Origin of the sequence: Roseomonas mucosa ATCC BAA-692 (assembly GCF_000622225.1) — a bacterium.
Taxonomy (GTDB): Bacteria; Pseudomonadota; Alphaproteobacteria; order Acetobacterales; family Acetobacteraceae; genus Roseomonas; species Roseomonas mucosa.
The window spans coordinates 15,893-39,175 of the sequence record NZ_JHWD01000007.1; the positions used below are offsets into that span (position 1 = coordinate 15,893).

At 72.2% G+C, this 23,283-nt stretch carries 25 protein-coding genes; 8 read left to right on the forward strand and 17 right to left on the reverse strand.

All coding sequences use genetic code 11. From position 1 onward, the window contains the following. Nucleotides 1-4: 4 nt before the first annotated feature. The 4 genes from BT98_RS0108700 to BT98_RS23795 all read right to left on the reverse strand — a co-directional run bounded on the left by BT98_RS0108700 (nucleotide 5) and on the right by BT98_RS23795 (nucleotide 3,528). Nucleotides 5-844 (reverse strand): sensor histidine kinase, encoded by an 840-nt coding sequence (locus BT98_RS0108700; protein ID WP_019460736.1) that lies wholly within the window; start codon nucleotides 842-844, stop codon nucleotides 5-7. A gap of 42 nt (nucleotides 845-886) precedes the next feature. After that, nucleotides 887-1,183 (reverse strand): 50S ribosomal protein L28, encoded by a 297-nt coding sequence (gene rpmB / locus BT98_RS0108705; RefSeq protein ID WP_019460735.1) that lies wholly within the window; start codon nucleotides 1,181-1,183, stop codon nucleotides 887-889. Between the two features lie 128 nt (nucleotides 1,184-1,311). Next, nucleotides 1,312-1,575 (reverse strand): hypothetical protein, encoded by a 264-nt coding sequence (locus BT98_RS0108710; protein WP_019460734.1) that lies wholly within the window; start codon nucleotides 1,573-1,575, stop codon nucleotides 1,312-1,314. 39 nt (nucleotides 1,576-1,614) lie between these two features. Then, nucleotides 1,615-3,528 carry an ABCB family ABC transporter ATP-binding protein/permease gene (locus BT98_RS23795; RefSeq protein ID WP_051544268.1) on the reverse strand — a complete coding sequence of 638 codons (1,914 nt, stop codon included), beginning with the start codon at nucleotides 3,526-3,528 and terminating at the stop codon, nucleotides 1,615-1,617. Between the two features lie 101 nt (nucleotides 3,529-3,629). On the opposite strand from BT98_RS23795, the gene BT98_RS0108720 reads away from it, so the two are divergent. The 3 genes from BT98_RS0108720 to BT98_RS0108730 all read left to right on the forward strand — a co-directional run bounded on the left by BT98_RS0108720 (nucleotide 3,630) and on the right by BT98_RS0108730 (nucleotide 6,693). Beyond that, nucleotides 3,630-4,481, forward strand: coding sequence for an NUDIX hydrolase (locus BT98_RS0108720; protein ID WP_027297195.1), 852 nt, complete (start codon nucleotides 3,630-3,632; stop codon nucleotides 4,479-4,481). A gap of 85 nt (nucleotides 4,482-4,566) precedes the next feature. Continuing rightward, on the forward strand, nucleotides 4,567-5,322 hold the full coding sequence (ydfG, locus tag BT98_RS0108725) for a bifunctional NADP-dependent 3-hydroxy acid dehydrogenase/3-hydroxypropionate dehydrogenase YdfG (protein WP_019460509.1): 756 nt from the start codon (nucleotides 4,567-4,569) through the stop codon (nucleotides 5,320-5,322). A gap of 204 nt (nucleotides 5,323-5,526) precedes the next feature. Next, nucleotides 5,527-6,693, forward strand: a complete 1,167-nt coding sequence (locus BT98_RS0108730) for a helix-turn-helix transcriptional regulator (protein WP_027297196.1) — start codon at nucleotides 5,527-5,529, stop codon at nucleotides 6,691-6,693. A 22-nt stretch (nucleotides 6,694-6,715) separates the two neighbouring features. Here the strand turns inward: BT98_RS0108730 and BT98_RS0108735 are convergent, their stop codons facing one another. From BT98_RS0108735 to BT98_RS27775, 8 genes are all read right to left on the reverse strand, one after another. Beyond that, entirely contained in the window at nucleotides 6,716-8,803 is a 2,088-nt protein-coding gene (locus BT98_RS0108735; RefSeq protein WP_019460507.1) for a hypothetical protein, read from the reverse strand. Nucleotides 8,804-8,893: 90 nt separating this feature from the next. Then, complete coding sequence (locus BT98_RS0108740; protein ID WP_019460506.1) at nucleotides 8,894-9,487, reverse strand: nitrile hydratase subunit alpha; 594 nt, start codon at nucleotides 9,485-9,487, stop codon at nucleotides 8,894-8,896. After that, nucleotides 9,487-9,813, reverse strand: coding sequence for an SH3-like domain-containing protein (locus tag BT98_RS28405; RefSeq protein ID WP_019460505.1), 327 nt, complete (start codon nucleotides 9,811-9,813; stop codon nucleotides 9,487-9,489). The genes BT98_RS0108740 and BT98_RS28405 overlap by 1 nt, the downstream gene beginning before the upstream one ends. After that, nucleotides 9,810-10,157, reverse strand: a complete 348-nt coding sequence (locus BT98_RS28410; RefSeq protein WP_019460504.1) for an SH3-like domain-containing protein — start codon at nucleotides 10,155-10,157, stop codon at nucleotides 9,810-9,812. The genes BT98_RS28405 and BT98_RS28410 overlap by 4 nt, the downstream gene beginning before the upstream one ends. After that, a complete protein-coding gene (locus tag BT98_RS26550) occupies nucleotides 10,154-11,008 on the reverse strand; it encodes an SH3 domain-containing protein (RefSeq protein WP_019460503.1) in 855 nt (284 codons plus the stop codon). The genes BT98_RS28410 and BT98_RS26550 overlap by 4 nt, the downstream gene beginning before the upstream one ends. A 58-nt stretch (nucleotides 11,009-11,066) precedes the next feature. Continuing rightward, nucleotides 11,067-11,450, reverse strand: a complete 384-nt coding sequence (locus tag BT98_RS0108760; RefSeq protein ID WP_019460502.1) for a DsrE/DsrF/DrsH-like family protein — start codon at nucleotides 11,448-11,450, stop codon at nucleotides 11,067-11,069. Between the two features lie 2 nt (nucleotides 11,451-11,452). Then, nucleotides 11,453-12,292 carry a HesA/MoeB/ThiF family protein gene (locus tag BT98_RS0108765; RefSeq protein WP_019460501.1) on the reverse strand — a complete coding sequence of 280 codons (840 nt, stop codon included), beginning with the start codon at nucleotides 12,290-12,292 and terminating at the stop codon, nucleotides 11,453-11,455. A 56-nt stretch (nucleotides 12,293-12,348) separates the two neighbouring features. Beyond that, the gene (locus BT98_RS27775; RefSeq protein ID WP_019460500.1) at nucleotides 12,349-12,972 is read right to left on the reverse strand and encodes a DUF4260 domain-containing protein; all 624 of its coding nucleotides are present in this window, start codon (nucleotides 12,970-12,972) and stop codon (nucleotides 12,349-12,351) included. Between the two features lie 175 nt (nucleotides 12,973-13,147). Here BT98_RS27775 and BT98_RS0108775 point away from each other — a divergent pair, with 175 nt between their 5' ends. Continuing rightward, nucleotides 13,148-14,590 (forward strand): bifunctional phosphopantothenoylcysteine decarboxylase/phosphopantothenate synthase, encoded by a 1,443-nt coding sequence (locus tag BT98_RS0108775; RefSeq protein ID WP_026033083.1) that lies wholly within the window; start codon nucleotides 13,148-13,150, stop codon nucleotides 14,588-14,590. Then, the gene (dut, locus tag BT98_RS0108780) at nucleotides 14,587-15,039 is read left to right on the forward strand and encodes a dUTP diphosphatase (protein ID WP_019460498.1); all 453 of its coding nucleotides are present in this window, start codon (nucleotides 14,587-14,589) and stop codon (nucleotides 15,037-15,039) included. The genes BT98_RS0108775 and dut overlap by 4 nt, the downstream gene beginning before the upstream one ends. Nucleotides 15,040-15,057: 18 nt before the next feature. Here the strand turns inward: dut and BT98_RS0108785 are convergent, their stop codons facing one another. Together BT98_RS0108785 and BT98_RS0108790 are read right to left on the reverse strand one after the other, a co-directional pair. Further along, a complete protein-coding gene (locus tag BT98_RS0108785; RefSeq protein WP_019460497.1) occupies nucleotides 15,058-16,272 on the reverse strand; it encodes an MFS transporter in 1,215 nt (404 codons plus the stop codon). Nucleotides 16,273-16,494: 222 nt separating this feature from the next. Further along, the gene (locus tag BT98_RS0108790; RefSeq protein ID WP_019460496.1) at nucleotides 16,495-17,232 is read right to left on the reverse strand and encodes a class I SAM-dependent methyltransferase; all 738 of its coding nucleotides are present in this window, start codon (nucleotides 17,230-17,232) and stop codon (nucleotides 16,495-16,497) included. A 104-nt stretch (nucleotides 17,233-17,336) separates the two neighbouring features. On the opposite strand from BT98_RS0108790, the gene mutM reads away from it, so the two are divergent. The 3 genes from mutM (at nucleotide 17,337) to BT98_RS0108805 (ending at nucleotide 20,658) form a co-directional block, all read left to right on the forward strand. Beyond that, the gene (mutM, locus tag BT98_RS0108795; RefSeq protein WP_019460495.1) at nucleotides 17,337-18,227 is read left to right on the forward strand and encodes a bifunctional DNA-formamidopyrimidine glycosylase/DNA-(apurinic or apyrimidinic site) lyase; all 891 of its coding nucleotides are present in this window, start codon (nucleotides 17,337-17,339) and stop codon (nucleotides 18,225-18,227) included. Nucleotides 18,228-18,318: 91 nt separating this feature from the next. Then, entirely contained in the window at nucleotides 18,319-19,107 is a 789-nt protein-coding gene (locus BT98_RS0108800) for an OBAP family protein (protein ID WP_019460494.1), read from the forward strand. A gap of 249 nt (nucleotides 19,108-19,356) precedes the next feature. Then, a complete protein-coding gene (locus tag BT98_RS0108805; protein WP_019460493.1) occupies nucleotides 19,357-20,658 on the forward strand; it encodes an MFS transporter in 1,302 nt (433 codons plus the stop codon). 43 nt (nucleotides 20,659-20,701) lie between these two features. On the opposite strand, the gene BT98_RS0108810 is transcribed toward BT98_RS0108805, so the two are convergent. The 3 genes from BT98_RS0108810 to BT98_RS0108820 form a co-directional block, all read right to left on the reverse strand. Next, nucleotides 20,702-21,169: a GNAT family N-acetyltransferase gene (locus tag BT98_RS0108810; RefSeq protein ID WP_019460492.1), complete on the reverse strand. Its 468-nt coding sequence runs from the start codon at nucleotides 21,167-21,169 to the stop codon at nucleotides 20,702-20,704. 251 nt (nucleotides 21,170-21,420) lie between these two features. Beyond that, on the reverse strand, nucleotides 21,421-22,068 hold the full coding sequence (gene bluB / locus BT98_RS0108815; protein ID WP_019460491.1) for a 5,6-dimethylbenzimidazole synthase: 648 nt from the start codon (nucleotides 22,066-22,068) through the stop codon (nucleotides 21,421-21,423). A 48-nt stretch (nucleotides 22,069-22,116) separates the two neighbouring features. Beyond that, nucleotides 22,117-23,226 carry an AbrB family transcriptional regulator gene (locus tag BT98_RS0108820; RefSeq protein ID WP_019460490.1) on the reverse strand — a complete coding sequence of 370 codons (1,110 nt, stop codon included), beginning with the start codon at nucleotides 23,224-23,226 and terminating at the stop codon, nucleotides 22,117-22,119. Between the last annotated feature and the right edge of the window lie 57 nt (nucleotides 23,227-23,283).

Sequence of the window (23,283 nt, forward strand, 5' to 3'; positions counted from 1 at the left end):
TCCGTCAGGCGCCGGTGTTGGGGGCGAGCAGGCGGTGTTCCGGCAGCGTCATCCAGACCCGGCTGCCGATGCCGCTCATGGCCTCGACCACCAGGTCGCCGCCATGCGCATGCAGGAGGTCCCGCGAGGTCGCAAGGCCCAGTTCCAGCCCACGCGTCCCGGCGCGCGTGACCATCGTGTCGCCGAGGTCGCCCACGGCGGCGCCATGGCCCTCGTCCTCGACCACCAGAGCGAAGCGGCCCGGCTGGTGCCGGACATGGATGGCGATGCAGTCGCCCATGCCGGTGTCCCGTACCGCCCGGGCCAGGACCTGGAACAGCACCCGGCCGAGCGCCCGCCGGTCACCGAGCAGGACGATGTTCTCGACCTCCGGATCGATCCGCCACAGGCGCATCCCCTCCCCCATGGGGCGCTGCACCTCCGCCAGGGCTTCCTGGAACACTTCGCCCAGCCGCAAGGGTTCCTCGGCCAGATGCCGGCCCTGCCCCTGCGCGGCCTGATGCTCCGCGAGGCTGTCGCCCGTCTCGTCGGCGAGGTTGAGCAGGTGCGCGGCGCCACTGCGAAGCCGGCCGATGGTCTGGAGGTAGAGGGAGGTGGAGACGGTGAGGTCCGGGTGCTGCGCCAGCCGCTCGGACAGGGTCAGTAGTTCCAGCCCGGGCCGGGTCAGCTCTCGGGCCAGGATGCCCAGGTGGCGGCGCTGGGCCGCCAGGGCATCCTGCTCGGCGGACAACCGGGCCTCGGCGGTGCGGGCCCGGCGGGACTGCCTCAGGGCAAGAAGCCCCAGGCCCACCGCAGCCAGAACGGCCGCGAGGGCGAGGAGCGTCAGAATCGGGACGTAAGCCATTTCCCCACCACTATAGGGGGAAAGGTTAAATGCCCGTAAAGATCAGGCTGCCTGCTTCTTGACCTGGGCGCGCTCGATGCGGCGCTTCAGGGTCAGGGCCTCGGTGCCGAGCTTCCGGTCGGGCGTGCCGAGCAGGAAGGAGTCGAGACCGCCATTGTGCTCCACCGTGCGGATGCCATTGGTGGTCAGGCGCATCTGCACCGCCGTGCCGAGCACATCGGAGAAGAACGACGCCTGCTGCAGGTTGGGCAGGTAACGGCGGCGGGACTTGTTGTTGGCGTGGCTGACGTTGTTGCCGGTCAGCACGCCCTTGCCGGTGATGTCGCAGCGGCGGGACATGTCGTTGAACCTCGAATTCGCGAACGCGCGGGAAGGGCGGCCCTATGGCCCACCGAGCCCGCGTCGTCAAGTTTTGTTCCTGGGAAGAACAATCCAGGCAAGGTCGCCGACTGTCCTTCCCGCGTTCTTCAATGGGAGCCGCGCATGCTCTCCAGCTCGCCGCGCTCCACCGATTCGAGGGCGCTGCGCAGCACGCGGGCGATGGCCTTGTCCTCCATCGAGCGCGCCATCAGCCCCAGCGCGCCGCCCAGCAGGGCCGAGGCGACCGAGATCGGCGCGATGTTCTGCTCCGTCATGTACTCGATGGCCTTGTCCACGATGGAGCCGGCATGGCTCAGATCCTCCGGGGCCATTTCGTCGAGCTTGTTGTTCCCCGGGTTGTCAGACGCCATCAGGGGCTCTCCTCAGTTCTGCGGTCGGGCGCAACATGGTCATGCCGTGGCCGGAGCGGAAGCCCCTTCGGCCGCCCCGTGCCGGCGGCGGGCGGCCTCCGGCCCCCGGTCCGCGTCCAGGTCCGCCGCGGCTGCGGCCTCGGCGGCGGCCACCGCCTCGGACTGGCGGCGCCACATGGCGGCATAGAGGCCGTCCTCGGACAGCAGCCGCGCATGGCTGCCCCGCTCGGCGATGCGCCCGTCCTGCAGCACGATGATCTCGTCGGCATCCACCACGGTGGAAAGCCGGTGCGCGATCACCAGCGTCGTCCTCCCCTGCGCCACGCCGCGCAGGGCGGACTGGATCTCGCTCTCGGTGCGGGTGTCGAGGGCGCTGGTGGCCTCGTCCAGGATCAGCACGCGCGGGTCCTTCAGGATGGTGCGGGCGATGGCCACGCGCTGCTTCTCGCCGCCCGAGAGCTTCAGCCCCCGCTCGCCGACCCGCGTGTCGTAGCCGTCGGGCAGGCGCAGCACGAAGTCATGCACCTGGGCGAGCCGCGCCGCCTGCTCGACCTCCTCCTGCGTGGCACCGGGGCGGCCATAGGCGATGTTGTAGCGGATGGTGTCGTTGAACAGCACCGTGTCCTGCGGCACCACGCCGATGGCGGCACGCAGGGATTCCTGCGTCACGTCGCGGATGTCCTGCCCGTCCAGCAGCACCCGGCCGGAGGAGGCGTCGTAGAAGCGGAACAACAGGCGGGAGATGGTGGACTTGCCCGCCCCTGTCGGCCCGACGATGGCCAGGGTCCGCCCCGGCGGCACGGTGAAGGAGACGCCCTTCAGGATCTCCCGGTCCGGGCGGTAGCCGAAATGCACGTCCTCGAACCGCACCTCGCCCTGCCCCGCCGCCAGGGCCGGGGCGCCGGGGCGATCGGCCACCTCGCGCTCCTCCCGCATCAGGGTGAACATGGCGTCCATGTCCACCAGCCCCTGCTTCACCTCGCGGTACACGAAGCCCAGCATGTTCAGCGGCAGGTAGAGCTGGATCAGGTAGGTGTTCACCAGCACGAAGTCGCCCACCGTCATGCTGCCGGCTGCGACGCGGCTGGCCGCCATCAGCATCACCGTGGTCAGCCCCACGGCGATGATCGCCGCCTGGCCGGCGTTCAGCATGTTCAGCGTGGTCTCGGAGCGGGTGTAGGCGCCCTCGTAGCGCGCGAGCGAGGCGTCGTAGCGCCGCTCCTCGTGCCGCTCGTTGCCGAAATACTTCACCGTCTCGTAGTTCAGCAGGCTGTCCACCGCCTTGGTATTGGCATCCTGGTCCATCTCGTTCATCGCCCGGCGGAAGCGCAGCCGCCAGTTCGTGAAGGCGAGGGTGAAGACGATGTAGATGCCGATCGTGCCCAGCGTGACGGCCGCGAAGGCGAAGGAGAACATCTTCCACAGGATCGCCGCGACCAGCAGGATCTCGAAGATCGTGGGGATGATGTTGAACAGCATGAAGTCGAGGACGAAGTTGATCCCCCGCGTCCCCCGCTCGATCACCCGCGACAGCCCGCCGGTCTGGCGGTCCAGGTGGAAGCGCAGGCTGAGCGCGTGCAGGTGCTGGAAGACCTGCAAGGCGATGCGCCGAGCCGCGCGGGCCTGCACCTTCACGAAGATGGCGTCGCGCAGTTCGGCGAAGAGGGAGCTCGCCACCCGCAGCAGCCCGTAGCCCAGCACCAGGGCCACCGGCACCGCCGCGACGGCCGCCATGCCGCCGGCCGCGGTCGCATGGGGGGTCAGCGCGTCCACCGCCCGCGCATAGGCCATGGGCACATAGACATTGGCCACCTTGGCACAGACCAGGAAGGCCAGCGCCAGCACCACCCGGACCCGCAGGCCGGTCTCGTTGCGGGGCCAGAGATAAGGGGCGAGGTTGCGCAGCGTCTGGAAGTGGTTGCCGCCCATGCGGGCGGGGGGTGATTCGGCCATCAGTCGGAAGTCTCGCGAAATTTCCTCCCAGATGGGCAGACTTCGCCACCCCGCAAAGCCGAATGGTTGCAGGCCAGTCCGGCGCGGCGCATCTGCGGGGGATGGACACACGCCTCTATCGCCACATACAGGCCTGCAACGACCATCCGGAGCTGGGGCGCTACACGCCGCTGCGCCTGGGCGGGGAGCAGGTGGGATGGCTGCCGCCGGTCCTGGCGGCGCGCCTGCCGGAGCTCTCGCCGCATCTCCGGGCGGCGCCGGAGGGTGTGGTGCTCGACCCGGGCCTGGCCGGCCCCGGCGAACGCTCCGCCGCCCTGGCGCATCTGACGGCGAGGCTCGCGGCCGAGGGCATGTTCAAGCCGCGCAAGGAGATGTTCGACGTCCGCGCGGCGCCCGGCGGGCCGGTGCTGGCGGTGGTGGACCGGGCGGCCGTCGCCGCCTTCGGCATCCTCAGCCAGGGCGCGCATCTGAACGGGCTGGTGCGGCGGGCGGATGGGCTGCACCTGTGGATCGGCTGGCGCCCCCGCCACAAGGCGCTCGCGCCCGGGCAGATGGACAACATCGTGGCCGGCGGCGTCCCGGCCGGGCTCTCGCCCCACGACACGCTGCTGAAGGAAGCGGAGGAGGAGGCCCGGATGCCCGCTGCCCTGGCCGCCCGGGCGAAGCCCGTGGGCCGCGTCTCCTATGTCATGGACAGCCCGGGCGAAGGGCTGCGCCGCGACATCCTGCATTGCTTCGACATCGAGCTGCCCGAGGATTTCACCCCCGAGCCGGGCGACGACGAGGTGGAGCGCTTCGAGCTCTGGCCCGCCGCCCGCGTGCTGGAGGCGGTACGGGACGGCGATCGCGTGAAGTTCAACGTCAACCTGGTGCTGATCGACCTGTTCCTGCGGGAAGGGCTGGCCGAGGACCCGGACGGCCGCCTCCGCCAGGGCCTGGACCGGTTCCGCTGACGATCCGCCCAGCCGCCGGTTTTCATCGGGACGGCGAGGTGTTGTACCCCTGTCCTCTCCAAGACCCTTTCGGGAGTCCGCTGCCATGATCGTTCTCGTCACCGGCGCCACCGCCGGCTTCGGCACCGCCATCGCCCGGCGCTTCGCCGCCGATGGGGCACGCATCGTCGCCGCCGCCCGCCGGGCGGAGCGGCTGGAGGCGCTGAAGGCCGAGCTGGGCGCCGACAAGGTCCTTCCCCTGGTGCTGGATGTCCGCGACCGCGCGGCGGTGATGAAGGCCGTCGAGGGGCTGCCGGCGGAATGGGCCGCCGTCGATGTGCTGGTGAACAATGCCGGCCTCGCCCTCGGCCTTGATCCCGCCCAGAAGGCCGACCTGGACGACTGGGATACGATGGTGGACACCAACGTGAAGGGACTGATGTACCTGACCCGCGCCGTGCTGCCGGGCATGATCGAGCGCAAGTGCGGCCATGTCATCAACCTGGGCTCCACCGCCGGCGAGTGGCCCTATCCCGGCGGCAACGTCTATGGCGCCACCAAGGCCTTCGTGCGCCAGTTCAGTCTGAACCTGCGGGCCGACCTCTACGGCACGCCGGTGCGGGTGACGGATATCCAGCCGGGCCTGGTGGGCGGCACGGAGTTCAGCAATGTCCGCTTCCATGGCGACGACGCGAAGGCCGGCGCCGTCTACGAGGGCGCCGACGCGCTGACGCCGGACGACATCGCCGATGCCGTCCACTGGGTCGCGACGCGTCCGGCGCGGGTCAACGTGAACATGCTGCAGGTCATGCCGGTCTCCCAGAGCTTCGGCCCGCTGCGCGTCCACAAGCCGGGGAGCTGAGGCCCGGGCGGCCCTCGGCAGGCTGCTCCCTTGGCCATCCGCCGCAGCGGCGGAAAAGGCCGGGGCGGGCAGTGCGGGGGCCAACCCACTCGCTCTGCGTGTTTCCGTTAACTCTTTCTTTACCGTATCACCCGTTCGGGTGATCGCAAGGGGCTCAAAAACTTGCAATCTCCCCGTTAATTTGATCGGGCCCGGGAGGCAGCCTTGCTCGCAATCAGCCACGGCAGCGAAGACCCTTCCCCGGAAACCCTGGCGCTCGACCTCTATGCCGCGTTGCTGGACGGGACCGGGCTGCCGCAGGTGCTGGAACGCATCGCGAAGCGCCTGGGCGCCGCTTCCTATGCCGCGCTGGTGACGGAGTACGACGGACAGCACGTCCTGCGCGGCCATGCCGTCACCTATGCCAATCTCGATCCCGCGCGGATGGTGGAATACGGCCGTCACTGGGTGCATCAGGACCCGTGGTGGCAGGCGGCGCTGCGGCATGGCCCCGGCGTGCTGAACATGACGCGCCTCGTCTCACCGCAGATCTTCGCCCGCACGGCCTTCTGGAACGATTTCCTGCGCGGCCCGGACACGCCGTTCCACGCGCTGGGCGCCCATGTGCACACGGCCGGCGACGTGTCGGCCGCCCTGGCCCTGCACCGCCCCATGCGGCAGGAGCCCTTCGACACGCGCGAGGAGAAGATCCTCGGCTTCCTCTATCCGCACATCCAGCGGGTCCTCGTGGCCCAGGCCCGGCTCAACGCGGCGGAATGGCCACTCGCCACGGCGGCGGGGCTGGACGCGCTGACCCAGGGCGTGGCCGTGCTTTCCACCGAAGGGCGCCTCGTTCTGGCCAATGCGGCGCTCCAGGCCATGGCGGCGCGGGAGGATGGCTTCGTCCTCGACCGCCAGGGGATCTTCTGCGCCGGGGCGGCCGCGCGCCATGCCGTGACCGGCGCGGTGAACGCCGCCCAGGCGGCGGCCAGCGGCAAGGTCCGCCTGTTGCCCGATGCGGGGAGCTTCGCCATCCCCCGCCCCTCCGGCGCGCCGCCCTGGCTGGTCCAGGCCCTGCCGCTCCGGCAGGAGGACGGGGAATGCGGCTTCGCCAGCCTGCCGCGCCGCTTCACCAGGGTCCTGTTGCTGGTGCTCGACACGAGCCGGCGGCAGGCGCCCTCCCAGGGGCTGCTGCGCCGGCTCTTCGGCCTTTCCGCCGCCGAGGCCGCCCTCGCGGCGGCCATGGCGGAGGGCAAGAGCGTCGCCGCCATCGCCCAGATGCGCGGGGTCCTGCCGGGCAGCCTGCGCTCCCAGCTCACCGCGATCCGCCGCAAGACGGGCTGCGCCCGGCAGGCGGACCTCGCCGTGCTGCTCGCCCGGGTCGGGGGCTAGGCCCCTCGCCCGGTCCGGCGGCTCAGCAGTAGCCCGAGGCCACCGGGGTGGCCTCGGCCCGTTCCGGGCCGGACGCCCTTGCCGCGGCACGCTCCGGCTGGCGCAGGGCGATCTCCGGCTCTGGCGGCAGCAGCGCCAGCAGGAGGGCCGCCTGGGAGCGCCCATGGCCCAGGCCGGCCCTGGAGTTGCCGAGCGCCGAGACCCTCGCCTCCAGCCCGTCCGGCCCGTGGTCCCAGAGCAAGCCGCGCAGCACGCGCTGCGCTTGGCCGATCATCACCCCGGCCCGTTCCCGCAGCGCCTCGGAAAGTTCCAGCCGCCCTTCCTCCGCGACGAGGCTGAGCGCGGCCAGCGCGCGCAGCAGCAGCCCACATTCCTCGGCGGACACCACGCCGCTGCGCTGCCAGGGCCCGTCGCTGCAACGGCGGCGGATCAGGATGGTCTCCAGCGGCGTGGCGCGGCCGGGCAGGTCCATGGCCCCCAGCCGCAAGGCCGCCACGCCGCGCGCCAGCGCATCACCCAGTCCGGGCCAGGAAGGGTCCAGCAGGGCCAGGCGCGCCAGGGCGAGCAGCCCGGCCGCGTGGCTGGCCATGGAAAGCGCCTCGCCCTCCTGTCCGGCCCCCTCGGCGAAGATGCCTTCCTCCCCTTCCGCCTGGCGCGCCAGCAGTGCCCGCACAGGCTCCCGCAGCAGGTCCCGCCGCGCTTCCCCGCCCGGCAGGCGTGCCAGGGAATCCAGCGCCAGGACGAGGTCGCAAAGGGACCGCGTCGGCAGGCCGGGCGCCTGTTCCAGCAGGGGAGCGAGATGCGCGTGGCACCAGGAGAGCAGCGCCTCCCTTTCCTCGACCCCGGTCTCCGGCGGTGCCAGGAGCAGCGTGGCCGCGACGGCCAGCAGCGCCGCGGCGGGCTCCTCGGGCGGCGACGGGTCGCGGCCGGCCAGGGCCGCACCCGGTGCCATGGCCCGCGCCGCCTGCGCCACCCCCTCCGCCGTTCCGGTCAATTGCAGCCGGTCCTCCCGCACCACGAAGCTTTCGCCGCCCGCGAGGGAGGCGATCCCGTGGCGGACCAGCAGCCAGTGCAGCCGCCCCGCGCCGTCGGTATGCGCGGTGACGCTCGCCACCGTGCCGGGCGCCCGCGGCCGGGCATGGAGGGCATGGGCGCCACCCGCACCCGCGGCACCGCCGTGGCCCGTCACGGCCAGATGGTCCAGCGGGCCGGCATGCAGGCGCAGAGAGGCCCCGCCGGTTGCGGGCAGGGCGTGCCGCGACAGCGCCCCGTCCCGGCCGCCGATCACGCCGCGCCGCATCGGGCTCAGGCTCAGCTCGTCCCAGGCCGTGGTCACGCGCACGGCGCGGAGCTGGAGGCCACTCTCTGCCCGCAGCGTCACCGTCAGCCGCAACACCGGCTCCCCGGCGCGCAGCGCGTATTCGTAGCGCAGCGTCCCCACCGGGCGTGGCTGGCCACGCCGCAGCAGCCCGCGCAGCCCCGGGCCGCCCGGCACGGCGAGCCGGCTCTCGTGGAACAGCACCACGCCATCCTCGGTGCGCCGAAGGCCGCAGTCGGCGATGCTGTCCTCGACATCCAGGCAATGGGCGCGCCGGCCGAGCCGGAACTCCACCAGGTTGCCCGTATGCCGCGCCGCCTCGGCATCGGGCGCGTCGCTGTCGCAGAGGGATTCGATCACCAGCCCGCGCGACAGATCCCCGGTGAAGCGGGAGGTGCCCGTCACCACCTCGAAGGCGCGCGGATCGTCGCTGCGGATCTCCAGCATGGGCGGCAGCCGGCGCCGCGACGCCATCCCGTCCTCCCCCAACGCCAGGACCGTGTCCCGCAGCCCCCGGGCGAGCTCCGGCGCCGCCGCCCGCAGCGCCGGATGCGCCAGCGCTTCCAGCACCCGCGCATGGTCCACGGTCCAGACGGATCCGGCGGCGGCCGGCGGGGACTGCGCGGGCGGGCGCGGGGTGCCGCCGGCGGGCGGCACCGGTCCTGACACCAAGGCCAGCGACGGGGTCAGGGAGGGACGCACGACCCCGTCCAGGGTGACGTCCCGGATCATCCGCTGCCGCAGGAAATGCAGCAGGCGATTGCATTCGGCTTGCGGTTGGAAGCGTCTCATTGCGGTGCAGGATAAGGCAGCGCCGCGCGTACCGCACCCCCAATATGCAACCTTTGGTGGAGTTTTATTGAATTCCCATAATGGGAAATTTCAGGCTGCCGCGGGCACCACCACCGGACGCAGACCCATCATCGCCTCCACATCCACCAGCGCCGCCAGCCGCTCCGCATCCCAGCCCTCGGTGCCGGCGGGGCGCAGCGGCAGGACCATCCAGCGGTAGTCCGCCGTGCTGTCCACAACCCGCACCGACACGCCGCCCGGCAGGACCGTGCCCCATTCGGCCAGGACGCCGCGCGGGTCGCGCACCGCCCGCGCGCGATAGGCAGCGGACTTGAACCAGCCGGGCGGATAGCCGAGCACGGCACGGGGATAGCAGGAGCAGAGGGTGCAGACGACGAGGTGGCGCCGCGCCTCGGTATCCTCCAGCACGCCCAGCGGCGGCAGGCCGGCCATGCTCACGCCCATGGCCTCGGCGGCGGCGCTGCCGTCGCGCAGCATCAGCGCGCGATAGGCGGGGTCGGTCCAGGCCCGCGCCACCATGGCGGCCCCGATGGCGGGCGAGGCGCGGTCCGTCCGCGCCTGCTGGGCATCGAGCTCGGCGGCATTGGTGATGCCCTTCGCCTCCAGCGCCGCCAGGAAGCGGTCCAGCAGGGCGACATAGGCGGCGCGCGGCGGTGCGGCCATCAGGACATCCTCCCTTCCTGGCCCAGCGGCTCCAGCCAGTGGCCGTAGAGCTCGACCAGGGTCGAATCCTCCTCCGGCACCGCCCCGAAAAGCACCGGCTGGGCAAAGGCCACATGGTACAGCGCGCGCAGCGGCGCCGGGCGGCCGAAGGCCAGTTCCGAGGGGTCCGGGAAATCCCCGAGATGGGCCAGCACGACCCCTTCCCGCCCCCGCAGGTAATGCGGCGTGCGGACATGGGCGGGGCCCCGCGATTCAGGCCAGTCGAAGCGCACGCGCACGCGGGTGCCGGGCACCAGCACGGTCCCCGGCGGGGTGGCTCCGTTCACGCCTCGCCCCCGATCCCGTCCAGCAGTTCCGGGACGACGATCCCCTTCTCGGCCATCAGCGCGGCCATGGCCCGCAGCCAGCGCTCGTAATAGGTCAGCGCATGGTACTCGGCCTCGGGGATGGCCTCGATCGAACGGCGCAGCTCGTCCACCGTCATCAGCCCGCGCGCGGCGAGGATCTGGCGCAGCGCGTCCACCCGGCGGCCGAAGGCGTCGGGTGGGGCATCGTCCTGCGGCTCGACCGGCGTGCAGAGGAAGCGCGGATGCGCGCCGAGATCGTGCGGCGCGGCGCGCGGGTCTCGTTCCGTGCCGGGCGCGTTCCCGGTTGCCGCGGCCTGCGTCATCCGCCGATCACCTCGTCCGCCGTCACGCCGAACATCTCGGCCCGCTTCAGCCAGCCACGGTACTCGCCCACCTGGACCTCGCACCAGGCACTTCCCTGGGCGCAGGCGCGGATGCGGCCGATCACCCCCGGCTGCAGCCGCGCCACCGCGCCGGCATCCTCCTCCGGGCGGCGGCGCATCGTGTGCATCTCGCCCCGCACGGTGAAGGTCCGGCGCCCGAGGCCCAGGTTGGAATGGTGCACCCAGCCCTCGGTGCCGTCCTGGTCGCGGATGCGGCGCCACTGGTCGAACTCGCGGACGATCTCCACCGGCAGGTCCCGGCGCTGATAGGTCCATTCGATGGGGAAGCGCGTGCCCGGACCGGCACGCATGTTCACCTCGTCCGAGCGGAGCGGCGCGAAGCGCGGCAGCGGCAGGCCGGTCACGGAGCCCACGGCGGGCTCCGGCTCGGACGGCGGGGCGGGGGCCGGCGCGGGCGGCTTCAGGACGCCCGCGCCCGCGGCGGCGCCCGCCGCCCCGGCAGCGGCGCCGGCGGCGGCACCGGCCGCTCCCTTGGCGGCGGCGCCCGGGCGCTTGGTGGCGCGGGCATCGGGCTTGCCGGCGGTCGGGGGCTCCCGGCGGGCGGCATTGCCCCGGGCCTCCCCCTGCGGCCTGACGGTGGAAGGGCGGGACGCCGTGCCGGAGCCCCCTTGGGTACTCCCTTGGGCACGCGGCGGCAGTTGCAGCGTGTGCGGCGGGGCGGCCTGCCCCCCGGTCTGTCCCCCGGTCTGGGCCAGCACGGCGGCGGGGGTCCCGAGCGATCCGGAGAAAGCCAGGAGCAGGAAGGTCGGCAGCGTGAAGGTACGTCGCATCGGCAGGCCTATTGAGGGCCGCGAACGGGGGGGTCGGTCAACCCGTCCGGCCCATCATTCAGAAAGTCAGGATTTGCCCCGCCCCGACCGATTCGAGAAAGGTGGCGAAGCCCGCCACCTCCACCTGCGGGTGCAAGGCCGATGCCGGCAAGCCCTCGGCACGCAGCCCGGCCTCGCAGGCGAGCAGCCGGACCGGCAGTTCCAGCGCCGCCTCCAGCAGCTCCGCCGCCGTGGCCACGCCGCGTTCCGCCATCAGCGCCTCGCGCATGTCGGCCAGCAGGGGGCTTTCGCGCAGCAGCAGCCGGCAGCCGCCATTGGTGGCGAAAAGCGTCACCCGCCGCCCTAGCGCCGCTGCCCCGGTCGCCGCCACCAGGGCGTAATGCCCCTTCTCATGTCCCCCGGAGGCGAGCAGCACCCCCAGCGGCACCCCGCCCGTCCCCATGCTCACGCCACCCCGCAGACGGGGGTCGTGGCTTCCGTCGCATGGGCGGAAAGGTCATGGATCGTGGCATTCTCGCCACAGAGCGCGCAGCCTGGATCGCGGCGCAGGCGGATGTCGCGGAAGCGCGCCTCCAGCGAGTCCCAGAGCAGCAGGCGGCCGGACAGGCCGGCGCCGATGCCCAGGATCTCCTTCAGCACCTCCGTTGCCTGGAGCGTGCCCATCACCCCGGTCACCGCCCCCAGCACCCCGGCCTCGGAGCAGGTCGGCACCAGGCCGGGCGGTGGCGGTTCCGGGTGCAGGCAGCGGTGGCAGGGATGCGGCGCGCCGAGATGCGACTTGTAGGTGGAAAGCTGCCCCTCGAAGCGCAGCACCGCCGCCGAGACCAGCGTGCGGCCCAGCAGGTGGCAGGCATCGCCCAGCAGGAAGCGGGTCTCGAAATTGTCGGTGCCGTCGCAAACCAGGTCGTAGCGCGGGATCAGCGCCTCCGCCGCCGCGGCATCCATGCGCCGCGCATGGACCTCGACGCGAACCTCCGGGTTCAGCCGGCGGATGGTCCCGGCGGCGCTTTCCGCCTTGCCCTGCCCCAGCCGGTCCGTGTCATGCGCCACCTGGCGCTGGAGGTTGCTCAGCTCCAGCGTGTCATGGTCCACGATCCCGATCGTGCCGACCCCGGCGGCGGCGAGGTAGAGCGCCAGCGGCGAGCCGAGCCCGCCCGCCCCCACCACCAGCACCCGCGCCGCGCGCAGTTTCGCCTGCCCCGTGGCGCCCACCTCGGCCAGCAGGATGTGACGGGAATAGCGGTGGAGTTCCGCTTCGGAGAAGTCGAGCGACATGCCCGCCATATGGCACGGCGGCGGCGCTTCCGCAGGGGGGGCCTTCCCGCTCCGGCCGCCGGGTTTCAGATCGGCGCGCGGCCGATGCGGCCCAGATGCGTGTCGTGGAAGCCGGAGGCGTATTTCAGCCCGTGTCCCAGGGCGCGGTCGATGCCGATATGCAGCAGCCAGGCCAGGGCGAAGCTGCCCAGCAGCCGGTCGCCGGTGCTGACGGCCAGCGCGCCCAGGACCAGCGGCCCCGGCGTCACATGCACGAGGTTGTAGAGGATGGAGCCCAGCCGCCGCCCACCGAGATAGGCCAGGATCGACAGGTCCGGCGCGATGGCGGCCAGGACGAAGGCCCACCAGCCGGTGCCGAGCCAGATCTGCCCGACCAGCCCGACCGTGGCCAGCGCCAGCCCCTCCAGCCGCAGCATCAGGTTCACCGCGCCGGTCGCATGGCCCGGATCGGTGGAGTAGGTCACGGCGATCGCCTCGGCCTCCCGCCTCTGGCGCGGGGCACGGGCGGGCGCGGCGCGGCGAGGCACGGGGACGGGTTCCGCGACGAGTTCGGGAGCGGGTTCCGGCGGGGCTTCGGCCGGCGACTCGCCCGCGGCGCGGCGGCGGGCCGCGGGGGCCTTCGCCCGGCGCTTCGCGGGGAGCGGCTCCTCGACGGAAAGCGGCGGGCGGCTGCGGGTGGCGCGGGTCACCGCGCGCCGCCCCTGCGGGGGTTCGGGGTGGGAAGACCGGTCCTGTGCGGCGCCATCGGCGGGGTGTCTCGTCCTGGGAAGTGCAAGCGCGAAGAGCATCACCGGCATAACAACCCCGCCTTCGCGCGACCAGGGGCCGGCCAACGCCCGCGCCGGCCCCTGGCCCGCCTGCGGCATGGCGGCTACACCTGCCGCCATGCTGAACGGCAAGCGCGTCCTGCTGATCGTCTCGGGCTCCGTGGCCGCCTTCAAGGCGTTGGAGCTCGCCCGCCTGCTCGGCAAGGCCGGCGCCTCGGTGACCGGGCTGCTCACGGAAGGGGGGGCGCGCTTCGTCACCCCGCACGCGCTGCAGGCCATCACCAACCGCCCCCTGGCGCAGGACCTCTGGTCGCTGGAGGAGGAGGCGGAAGGGCTCGGCCATATCGCCCTGGCGCGCGGGCACGACATCGTGGTGGTCGCCCCCGCCTCGGCCGACCGGCTGGCGCGCATGGCCGCCGGAATGGCGGACGACCTCGCCGGGGCCGCGCTGCTGGCCACCACCGCGCCGGTGCTGGTCGCCCCGGCGATGAACTGGGCCATGTGGGCGCATCCGGCGACGGTGGCGAACATGGCCATCCTGGCGAATCGCGGCGTGCATGTGGTGGGACCGGAGGATGGCCCGATGGCCGAGGCCGAATCCGGCCCGGGCCGCCTCAGCGAGCCGCCCGCCATCCTGGCCGCGATCGGGGCGGTGCTGGAGGAGACCCTCCCCGGCCCGGCCGATCCGGGGCTGGAGGCCGCGCTCGACGCCGCCATCGCCGCCGGCGAGGACGCGGGGGGCATGGCGCCGCCCGGCAACCCGGCGGCGGAGGACGCGGATGTCCCGGCTGCCCCGGCCGCCGCTCCCTTGGGCAGCGCCACGCCCGCCCTGGGCGACGTGCCCGCGCTGCGCGCCGCGCGCCCGGCGGAGAATGCCGCCGCCGCCTCGGCCGCGCGGCCGCTGGTGGGGCGCCACGTCCTGGTGACGAGCGGCCCGACGCATGAGCCGATCGACCCGGTGCGCTACCTCGCCAACCGTTCCTCCGGGCGGCAGGGCCATGCCATCGCCGCGGCGCTGGTGGCGCTGGGCGCCCGGGTGACGCTGGTCACCGGCCCGGTCGCGCTGCCGGACCCGGCGGGCACCGTGGCCGCGCATGTGGAAAGCGCGCGCGAGATGCTGGCCGCCTGCGAGGCCGCCCTGCCGGTGGATGCGGCAGTCTGCGCCGCGGCGGTGGCGGACTGGCGCGTGGCCGAGGCCAGCAACGGCAAGATCAAGAAGCGCGAGGGCGCGGCCCCGCCGGAGCTGCGCCTGGTGCCCAACCCGGACATCCTGGCCACGCTCTCGCACCATGCGCGGCGCCCCGGCCTCGTGGTGGGCTTCGCGGCGGAAACGGACGACCTGCTGGCGAACGCCCAGGCCAAGCTGGCGCGCAAGGGCTGCGACTGGATCGTGGCCAACGATGTCTCGGGAGATGTGATGGGCGGCGCGGAGAACAGGGTGCATCTGGTGACGCGGGACGGCATCGAGGACTGGCCGCGCCTGCCGAAGGAGGAGGTGGCGCGCCGCCTCGCCGCCCGGATCGCGGAGGCGCTGGCATGAGCCGCGCCACCATCCAGGTCACCCGCCTGTCCCATGCCGAGGGCCTGCCCCTGCCCGCCTATGCCACGCCGGGCGCCGCGGGGATGGACCTGCTGGCGGCGGTGACGGCACCGCTGACCATCCCCCCGGGCGGGCGGGTGCTGGTGCCGACCGGGCTCTGCGTCGCCCTGCCGGCGGGGCACGAGCTGCAGGTGCGCCCCCGCTCCGGTTTGGCGCTGAAGCACGGCATCACCATGCCCAACACGCCCGGCACGGTGGACGAGGATTATCGCGGCGAGCTCTCGGTCATCCTGATGAATGCCGGGCAGGAGAGCTTCACCGTGGAGCGCGGCATGCGCATCGCCCAGGCGGTGCTGGCCCCCGTGACCCATGCCGAATGGGCGGAGGTCGAGGCGCTGCCGGAGACCCGGCGCGGCACCGGCGGATTCGGCTCCACCGGCACGCGCTGAGGCGGAGGCCTGCCGCCGTCAGCGGCCGGCCAGCGCCGCCTGCCGCCCGGTCAGCTCCGTGAGGTAATAGGCCATGCCGGCCAGGGCGACGGCCCCGCCGAACCAGGCCACGCCGGTCCAGCCGCCCTGGGTGAAGAGCAGGCTGGCCATGGTGGAACCCACGGCTCCTCCCAGGAAGAAGATCGCCATGTAGAGCCCGTTGAGGCGCGAGCGGATCTCCGCCCGCAGCGTGTAGATGGCGCGTTGTCCCTGGATCTGCGTCATCTGCACCCCGGCATCCAGCACGACCGCCGCGACCACCAGCGCCGCCAGCGAATCCCGCCCCAGCCAGGCGATCACGAAGGCGCAGAGAGCGAAGGCGAAGGCCAGGCCCGTGCTGGGCCGGGTCAGCCCCCGGTCGGCCAGCCAGCCCGCCAGAGGGGCGACCAGCGCGCCCGCCGCCCCGGCCAGGGCGAAAAGCGCGATGCCGGTCTGCGACAGGTGGAAGGGCGATTCCATCAGGTGCAGCGGCACCGCCGTCCAGAACAGGCTGAAATTGCAGAACTGCGCCGTCTGGTAGGCGGCGCGGCGGCGCAGGATCGGCGTGTCGCGCAGCACCGGCCAGAGCGAGCGCAGCAGCGCGCCATAGCCCGCCTGCGGATGCGGGCGGCGCTCCGGCAGGCGGCGGGACAGGATCACCGTGAGGCCCGCCATCAGCACGGCGGAAAGGATGAAGACCGACCGCCAGCCGAAATGGTCGGCGATCAGGCTGGCCGCCGGGCGGGCGAGCAGGATGCCGAGCAGCAGCCCGCTCATCACCTTGCCCACCACCTGCCCGCGCCGGGCCTCCGGCGTCATGTGCGCGGCCAGCGGCACCAGCATCTGCACCGCCACCGAGGCGATGCCGACCAGCAGCGAGGCCAGCAGGAAGACCGGCGCCGAGGTAGCGAGCCCGGCGGCCAGCAGCGCCAGGGTGGAGCCGGCCAGGGTCAGCGCCACCAGCCGGCGGTTCTCCACGAGGTCGCCCAGCGGCACCAGCAGGATCAGCCCGGCGCAGTAGCCGAGCTGGGTCAGGGTCACCACCAGCCCCGCCACCGCCGGGCCGAGGCCGATGGAGGGGGCGATCAGCCCGATCAGCGGCTGGGCGTAGTAGATGTTCGCCACCGCCATGCCGCAGGAGATGGCCAGGAGCAGGATCAGCCCGGAGGACGGGCCGCCGTCGTGCTCGCGCAACTGCGCCGCGCTTTCCGCCATGCATCACCTCTTCCGCTGCTGCTTCGGTCAGGAGCCTTCCCCGCCGGGCAGCGGGCGACGAGGGCGCGGCAGGCGGCCACGCCGGGGCGTCAGGCTCGGTCGGCCCCGGACCAGATAGGCCGGAGCGGCACCGAAGCGGATAGGTCCAGCCCCGCCGGGAGAGCATCCCTGCCCGGCGCTGCGGCGCAGCAGGCCGGGCGGGAGTGGCAGGTCAGGCCCGGGTCAGAGGCGCCAGCCGGTGTGGATCGCCACGATCCCGCCCGAGAGGTCGCGGTGCGACACACGCTCCAGGCCGGCGGCGCGGAACATCTCCTCCAGCCTTTCCTGGTCCGGGAACTGGCGGATGCTTTCGGCGAGGTACTGGTAGCTCTCGGCGTCGTTGGCCACCTTGGCGCCGATCGCCGGCAGGGCCTTGAAGCTCCAGGCATCGTAGAGCTTCGCCAGCGCGTCGATCCGCAGGCGGGAGAATTCCAGCACATGGAATCGCCCGCCCGGCCGCAGCACCCGTCGCGCCTCCCGGATCACGGCATCCTTGTCCGTGCAGTTGCGCAGGCCGAAGGCCATGGAGACCTTCTCCACGCTGCGGTCCGGCAGCGGAATCCGCTCGGCATCGGAACAGACGAAGCTCAGCCCCTCGGCCAGTCCGCGCGACAGCGCCCTGCCCTGTCCGACGCTCAGCATGCTGGCGTTGATGTCCGACAGGATCACCCGCCCCGCCCCGCGCTCCTTCGCCAGGAAGGCCACGTCGCCCGTGCCGGCGGCGAGGTCGAGCAGGGTCTCGCGCGGCGAGGCGGCGATGGCGGCCACGAAGGCGCGCTTCCACAGCCGGTGGATGCCGAGCGACATCAGGTCGTTCATGACGTCGTAGCGGGGGGCGACGCTGTCGAAGACCCCACGCACCAGGCTAGCCTTCTCGTTGCGCGGAACCTGGCGGAAGCCGAAATCGGTCTGGTCGGACATGGCACCCTATCTAGAGCGGAACGCCGCGCCGGGATATCCGCCCCGCGGCGGCTTTCCATGCCCCCACCGGGGGCGTGATCCCCCCGCCCTCCATCGGAGAGAAGATGCCCGAACTGCCCGAGGTCGAGACCGTGATGCGGGGCCTGTCCGCCGTGCTCACCGGCCGCACCATCGCCCATGCCGAGACCCGCCGCGCCGGGCTGCGCTGGCCCTTCCCGCCCGACCTGGCGATACGCCTGACCGGGGCGCGGGTGGAGGGATTCCGCCGCCGCGCGAAATACATGCTGATGCGCCTGTCCACCGGCGATTCGATGCTGGTCCATCTCGGCATGTCCGGCCGCATGGTGGCGCGGCTGGAGGAGTCGCCGCCGGTCCCTTCCCTGGGGCCGCAGGGCGCGGCCTCCGACACGCGCGGCGCGGCGCCGGAGCGGCATGAGCACCTGGTGATGGAGACGGAGGATGGCTGGCGGGTCGGCTTCTGCGACCCGCGGCGCTTCGGGATGGTGGACCTCGTTCCCACCGCGGCGGAGGATTCGCACCGCCTTCTGGCCGGGCTGGGGCCGGAGCCGCTGGACGACGCCTTCACCCCCGCCATCCTGTCCCGTGCCCTGGCCGGCAAGGCGACGCCGATCAAGGCCGCGCTGCTGGACCAGCGCATCGTGGCCGGGCTCGGCAACATCTACGTGTCGGAGGCGCTCTACCGCGCCGGGATCTCCCCCCGCCGCCTGGCCGGCACGGTGCCCGGCGCCCGTGCCGCGCGGCTGGTGCCGGCGATCAAGGCGGTGCTGAAGGAATCCATCGAGGCCGGCGGCTCCTCGCTGCGCGACTATGTGCGGGCGGATGGGGAGGTCGGCTTCTTCCAGGAGCGCTTCCATGTCTATGACCGGGAGGGTGGCGCCTGCCCCGCCTGCCCCGGCCCGCCGAAGTGTCCCGGCATCGCCCGCATCGTGCAGGCCGGGCGCAGCACTTTCTTCTGCCCCCGGACCCAGCGCTGAGGCCGCCTGCCCCCGGGGCAGGCGGCCTTCGGGGGATGCCCGTGACCTTCCGGGCCTCGCCGCGTTCCTCCTGCGCAGAGGAGGCAAGGCCATGGCATGGTTCCACGACAGGTCCTGCGCGCATTGCGGCGGCCGCAGCCCGCTTTCCGCCATCGGTCTCGGCGTCGCTGCCGGCGTCACCGCCGCGGCGGGCCTGCTGCTGGGCCGCAAGGTGCTGGCCACGGCGCGCACCGGCAAGGGCCATCCGCTGAAGCACCGCGCCCTGGACCTCGCCGCCGGCGCCATGCAGACGAAGTATCCGCTGGAGGCGATGAGCACCTACCTGAACGGCTTCCACATGTATGGGGACGACATGGGCCGGCAGGTGGAGGCGACGCATTTCTGCATCCATCTGCGGCACGACCTGCACCAGTGCGTGATCTTCGATTCCAACCGGCCGGATGCGCGGCTGATCGGCATCGAGTACATCATCAGCGAGGAGCGCTTCCGCAGCCTGCCGGAGGAGGAGAAGCGCCTCTGGCACAGCCACCACTACGAGGTGAAGTCGGGCCTGCTGGTGGCGCCCGGCATCCCGGAACTGGCCGAGCGGGCCTATTTCAAGGATCTCGTCTCGACCTACGGCAAGACCTTCCACAACTGGCAGTACGACCGGGACGATTTCCCCTATGGCATCCCGCAACTGATGATGGGCTTCACCGGCGACGGTCAGGCGCATCCGGAGATGGTCGAGGCGCGGGACCGCCGCCTGGGGATTTCCACGGACGAGCGGCGGCGCAAGCGGGAGGGCATCCCCATGCCAGAGGTCGCCGAGGGCGCCAATTCCTGGGAAGGCGGCCGCACCGTCCAGACCCGGCTGGAAGAGCTTCCCATGCGCCGGTAGCGGCTCCGGCCGAGCGCCCCGGGCCTCCGCTGGGCCGGGCGGGAGGCTCCCCGTATGGCCGGCGCGGCCTGGATCCGTCACCGCCCGCCATGTTGCGGATCGGTAACATGATCTGGTTCCCGCATTGGCTTATCCTCGTACGGCACTCCTGAATCCGTCTCTGTTCCGGGCGAGGCGAGGTCCCCTTGCATGCGCGAAGCCGGCATCCGGCAAGGGAAGCGGGGTGCGAACCAAGATCGAGGAAGCATCGTGGTCCATGAGAAACAGGTGATCTCCAAGATCACCCGGCGCCTGATCCCCTTTCTGGGGATCATCTACCTGATCGCCTATATCGACCGGCAGAACGTCAGCTATGCCAAGCTGCAGATGGTCGGCGCGCTCGGCCTGTCGGAATACGCCTATGGCCTCGGCGCCTCCCTCTTCTTCATCGGCTATTTCCTCTTCGAGGTGCCGAGCAACATCTTCCTGGAGAAGTTCGGCGCGCCGCGCTGGTTCGCGCGCATCATGGTCACCTGGGGCGCCGTCACCATCGCCCTCGCCTATACGCAGGGCACCACGATGTTCTACATCCTGCGCTTCCTGCTGGGCGTCTGCGAGGCCGGCTTCTTCCCCGGCGTGCTCTACCTCCTGACGCTGTGGTACCCGCATGAATACCGCGGGCGCATGGTCGGCTCCTTCATGGTCTTCAGCGCCTTCGCCAACGCCATCGGCGCGCCGATCGGCGGCATGCTGCTCGACCTCGACGGGCTTGGCGGCCACCAGGGCTGGCAGTGGGTCTTCCTGGTCACGGGCGTGCCCGCCATCGTGATGGGCATCGCGACGCTCTTCTACCTCGACCGCGGGCCGCAGGAATCCCGCATCCTGTCGCAGGAGGAGAAGGACTGGCTGGCGCGCCGCCTCTCGGACGAGACGCAGCGCATGCGCAAGACCGAGCACAAGAACCCCCTCGCCGTGCTGGGGGACCGGCGGGTGTTGCTGATGTCGCTCTACTACGTCGCCTTCCCGCTCGGCGCCTATGGGCTCAGTTACTGGCTGCCGACTATCGTGAAGGGCTTCGGCGTCAGCAACACCGCCAATGGCTGGATCAACGTGATCCCCTGGCTGCTGGTGGCGCTCGGCCTCTATGCCTGGCCCAAGTTCGCCGCCGGGAAGAGCCCCACCGCCTTCATCGTCATCCCCGCTTTGTTCGGCGCCGCCTGCCTCGTGCTCAGCGTCTATGTGCCGGACAACACGCTGCGCTTCGTCTTCCTCTGCGGCGCGGCGGTCGGGATCTTCGCGCCGCAGCCGGTGCTCTGGGCCATCCCCTCGGCCTTCCTGACCGGCGCCTCGGCGGCGGCGGGGCTCGCGGCGATCAACTCGGTCGGCAATCTCGGCGGCTTCATCGCCCAGAACGCGATCCCCTGGATCCGCGACAGCACGGGCAGCAACACGACGCCGATGCTCTTCCTTGCGGCCTGCCTGGTGGTGGGCGCGCTGATGACCTTCCTGGTCATGAGCGTGATCCGGCGCCACGGGGTGCGGGAGATCAAGGTGGCCGAGGCGGCCCTGTAGCCACCACGGCCGGGGATGCCGTCCGGGCGGCATCCCCTTCGCCTCAGCCCTCGAGTGGCTTGCGCATGTGGACGATCACCCCGCCCGTCCAGGTCTCTTCCCTCTCCACCTCATAGCCCAGGCGCCGGTAGAGGTGGATGTTCTCCGCAAAGCGCTGGTTGGTGTAGAGCCGGACCTGCCCATACCCCTCCGCACGGGCCACCGCCTCGGCATGGGCGACCAGGAAGCGGCCCAGCCCCTGGCCCTGATGCGCCGGCAGCACCGCGACATTCTCGATCATCAGGTGGTCCGGCTCCAGGATCATCTCCACCAGCCCGGCCAGCACATCACCCTGGTGCAGCAGGCCGATCCGATGCCCCTTGCGCAGAGCTTCGGCGTAATCCGCCGTCATCGGCCAGGGCTCGCGCCCGATGAGTGGGACCCATCGGGCATAGGCCGCGCGAGACAGGGCGCGGATCGCCCCGGCATCCGTCACGACGGCGCTACGCAGGGTCGGAATCTCGCTGGTCACAGGGTATCTCCGCTGGAAGCCAGGCCAGCGGAAGGCATGAAACATCCCGCCGACCGGTGGTGGGCAGGAAGTCCGGGTCGGCGGGTCGTGAAGGACGCTAACGCCCCTTCGGCCGACCTCGCACTAGAAACAGCGCAGCGCCCACGCCCTGGATGCAGGGCCGACGTCGCATCGACATCGAGGAAGGTGGGCGGCGCATGCCCCACATTGCGTTGTGGCCCGCCCTCGCTGTCAACGATTCGATGCCGTGATCAGCGCCGCAGCAGCCGCTCCGCGATGGGCCGGCGCTTCTCCCAGCCCAGCCGCTCCAGCTCCGGCGAGGCTTCCTCCGCTTCCGGCCAGCCGAGGCAGAGATAGCCGATGAACAGCCAGTCCCCCGGCACATCCAGCACCCGCCGCACCGCCGCCGGATCGAGGATGGAGACCCAGCCCAGGCCCACCCCCTCGGCCCGCGCCGCCAGCCAGAGCGTGTGCAGCGCCATCACGGCGGAATAGGCCACGGTCTCCGGCATGGTTTCCCGGCCGAGCCCATGGCCCTGCGTCGGGTCGCCCTCCGCGAAGAGGGCGAGGTGGCAGGGCGCCTCTTCCAGCCCGGCGAGCTTCAGCCCCGCATAGAGCCCGGCCCGCTCCTCCGCCTGCCCGGCCAGGGCCGCGGCGTTGCAGCGGGCGAAATCCGCCCGGATCGCGGCGCGCCGTGCCGGGTCCTCCACCAGCACGAAGCGCCAGGGCTGGCTCAGCCCCACCGAGGGGGCGAGGTTCGCCAGTTCCAGCAGGCGCTCCAGCAGCCCCTCCGGCAGGGGGTCGCGGCGGAAATGGCGCACGTCACGCCGCCAGCGGAACAGGGCCCGCAGATCCGCCCGGAAGGCTTCGTCGAAACGCGGCGCATCGGCTTTCGGCATGGCGAGGCTTCTACGCCCTTCGCCCCGGCGCCTCCAGGAAGCCGCGCGTCAGACCACCGGCACGTCCCGCATCCCGCCATGGCGTGCGACCAGCCGGGCGATGACGGGGCCGAGCAGGATCACGATCACCAGCCGGACCGCCTGGAGGGCCATGACGAAGGACAGGTCCACCTGGCTGGAGGCGGCGATGACCGCCACGGAATCGATGCCGCCCGGGCTGGTGGCGAGGTAGGCGGTCAGCGGGTCGATGCCCACCAGATGCGTCAGCATCGCCGCCAGCCCGCCGCAGAAGCCCATCAGCAGCAGGATCGAGACGGCGATGCGCGGCATGGCGCGCAGTGCATGCATCAGCACGCTGCGGGTGAAGCTGAGGCCGATGCGCCAGCCCAGCACCGTGTAGCTGATGGCCAGGAGCCATTCGGGAAGCTGGATGTCCAGCAGGCCGGTGGCATGCAGCGCCGCCCCGGCCAGCATCGGCACCAGAAGCGGCCCGGCCGGGATGCGCGACCACTGCCCCAGGAAGCCGCCGCCGAAGGCCAGCAGCAGCGTGCCGAGGAAGGAGAAGGGATCGAGCGGCGGGAACCAGGCGACGGCCTGCACCGGCGCCCCGGAGGTGTCCACCCAGATCCGCGCGATGAGCGAGGCCGCGATCGCCACGAAGGCCACCCGCAGGTACTGCATGAAGGCCACCAGCCGGGCATCGGCGCCGAAGGCCTGGGCCATCAGCACCATGGCCGAGGCGGCGCCGGGGGTGGAACCCCAGACCGCGGTGGTACCCGGCAGCACGCCCCAGCGGCTCATCAGGAAGCCCAGCACGCTGCTCGCCGCCAGGGTGGACAGCACCACGCCCAGGAAGAGCGGCCAGTCGGACAGGAAGGTCTGGATGATCCCGGCGGTGATGGAGACCGCCACCAGCGCGCCGACGACGCCCTGCACGCCGGTGAAGGCGAATTTCGGCATGCGCAGCGAGGCGCCGCCCACCGCCACCAGGATCGCCGCCACCATGGGGCCGAGCAGCAGGGAGGCCGGCAGGCCGGTGGTCATCAGCGCGGCGGAAAGCAGCACCGAGAGGAGCAGGAGGATCACCCAGGAGGCGGGCACCGGCAGCCGGCTCAGCAGGCCCTTGGCGGCGGGAGGGGGAACCTGCTGGCGTGTCACGTCGGGTGAGCCTTTTCTTTTTCGTCTCGCCCCCGCCCTGCGGGCGGGCGGGGGGCC

What these genes read in the sequence shown, in the direction of transcription:
- BT98_RS26550 (WP_019460503.1), bottom strand. Translation starts at nt 11,008, where the DNA reads ATGCGACGTACCTTCACGCTGCCGACCTTCCTGCTCCTGGCTTTCTCC.
- BT98_RS28410 (WP_019460504.1), bottom strand. Translation starts at nt 10,157, where the DNA reads ATGACGCAGGCCGCGGCAACCGGGAACGCGCCCGGCACGGAACGAGAC.
- BT98_RS0108800 (WP_019460494.1), top strand. Translation starts at nt 18,319, where the DNA reads ATGGCATGGTTCCACGACAGGTCCTGCGCGCATTGCGGCGGCCGCAGC.
- bluB (WP_019460491.1), bottom strand. Translation starts at nt 22,068, where the DNA reads ATGCCGAAAGCCGATGCGCCGCGTTTCGACGAAGCCTTCCGGGCGGAT.
- BT98_RS0108765 (WP_019460501.1), bottom strand. Translation starts at nt 12,292, where the DNA reads ATGGCGGGCATGTCGCTCGACTTCTCCGAAGCGGAACTCCACCGCTAT.
- BT98_RS0108740 (WP_019460506.1), bottom strand. Translation starts at nt 9,487, where the DNA reads ATGGCCGCACCGCCGCGCGCCGCCTATGTCGCCCTGCTGGACCGCTTC.
- BT98_RS0108760 (WP_019460502.1), bottom strand. Translation starts at nt 11,450, where the DNA reads ATGGGGACGGGCGGGGTGCCGCTGGGGGTGCTGCTCGCCTCCGGGGGA.
- rpmB (WP_019460735.1), bottom strand. Translation starts at nt 1,183, where the DNA reads ATGTCCCGCCGCTGCGACATCACCGGCAAGGGCGTGCTGACCGGCAAC.
- BT98_RS0108710 (WP_019460734.1), bottom strand. Translation starts at nt 1,575, where the DNA reads ATGGCGTCTGACAACCCGGGGAACAACAAGCTCGACGAAATGGCCCCG.
- dut (WP_019460498.1), top strand. Translation starts at nt 14,587, where the DNA reads ATGAGCCGCGCCACCATCCAGGTCACCCGCCTGTCCCATGCCGAGGGC.
- mutM (WP_019460495.1), top strand. Translation starts at nt 17,337, where the DNA reads ATGCCCGAACTGCCCGAGGTCGAGACCGTGATGCGGGGCCTGTCCGCC.
- BT98_RS0108735 (WP_019460507.1), bottom strand. Translation starts at nt 8,803, where the DNA reads ATGAGACGCTTCCAACCGCAAGCCGAATGCAATCGCCTGCTGCATTTC.
- BT98_RS0108790 (WP_019460496.1), bottom strand. Translation starts at nt 17,232, where the DNA reads ATGTCCGACCAGACCGATTTCGGCTTCCGCCAGGTTCCGCGCAACGAG.
- BT98_RS0108720 (WP_027297195.1), top strand. Translation starts at nt 3,630, where the DNA reads ATGGACACACGCCTCTATCGCCACATACAGGCCTGCAACGACCATCCG.
- BT98_RS0108700 (WP_019460736.1), bottom strand. Translation starts at nt 844, where the DNA reads ATGGCTTACGTCCCGATTCTGACGCTCCTCGCCCTCGCGGCCGTTCTG.
- BT98_RS0108775 (WP_026033083.1), top strand. Translation starts at nt 13,148, where the DNA reads ATGGCGGCTACACCTGCCGCCATGCTGAACGGCAAGCGCGTCCTGCTG.
- BT98_RS0108785 (WP_019460497.1), bottom strand. Translation starts at nt 16,272, where the DNA reads ATGGCGGAAAGCGCGGCGCAGTTGCGCGAGCACGACGGCGGCCCGTCC.
- BT98_RS23795 (WP_051544268.1), bottom strand. Translation starts at nt 3,528, where the DNA reads ATGGCCGAATCACCCCCCGCCCGCATGGGCGGCAACCACTTCCAGACG.
- ydfG (WP_019460509.1), top strand. Translation starts at nt 4,567, where the DNA reads ATGATCGTTCTCGTCACCGGCGCCACCGCCGGCTTCGGCACCGCCATC.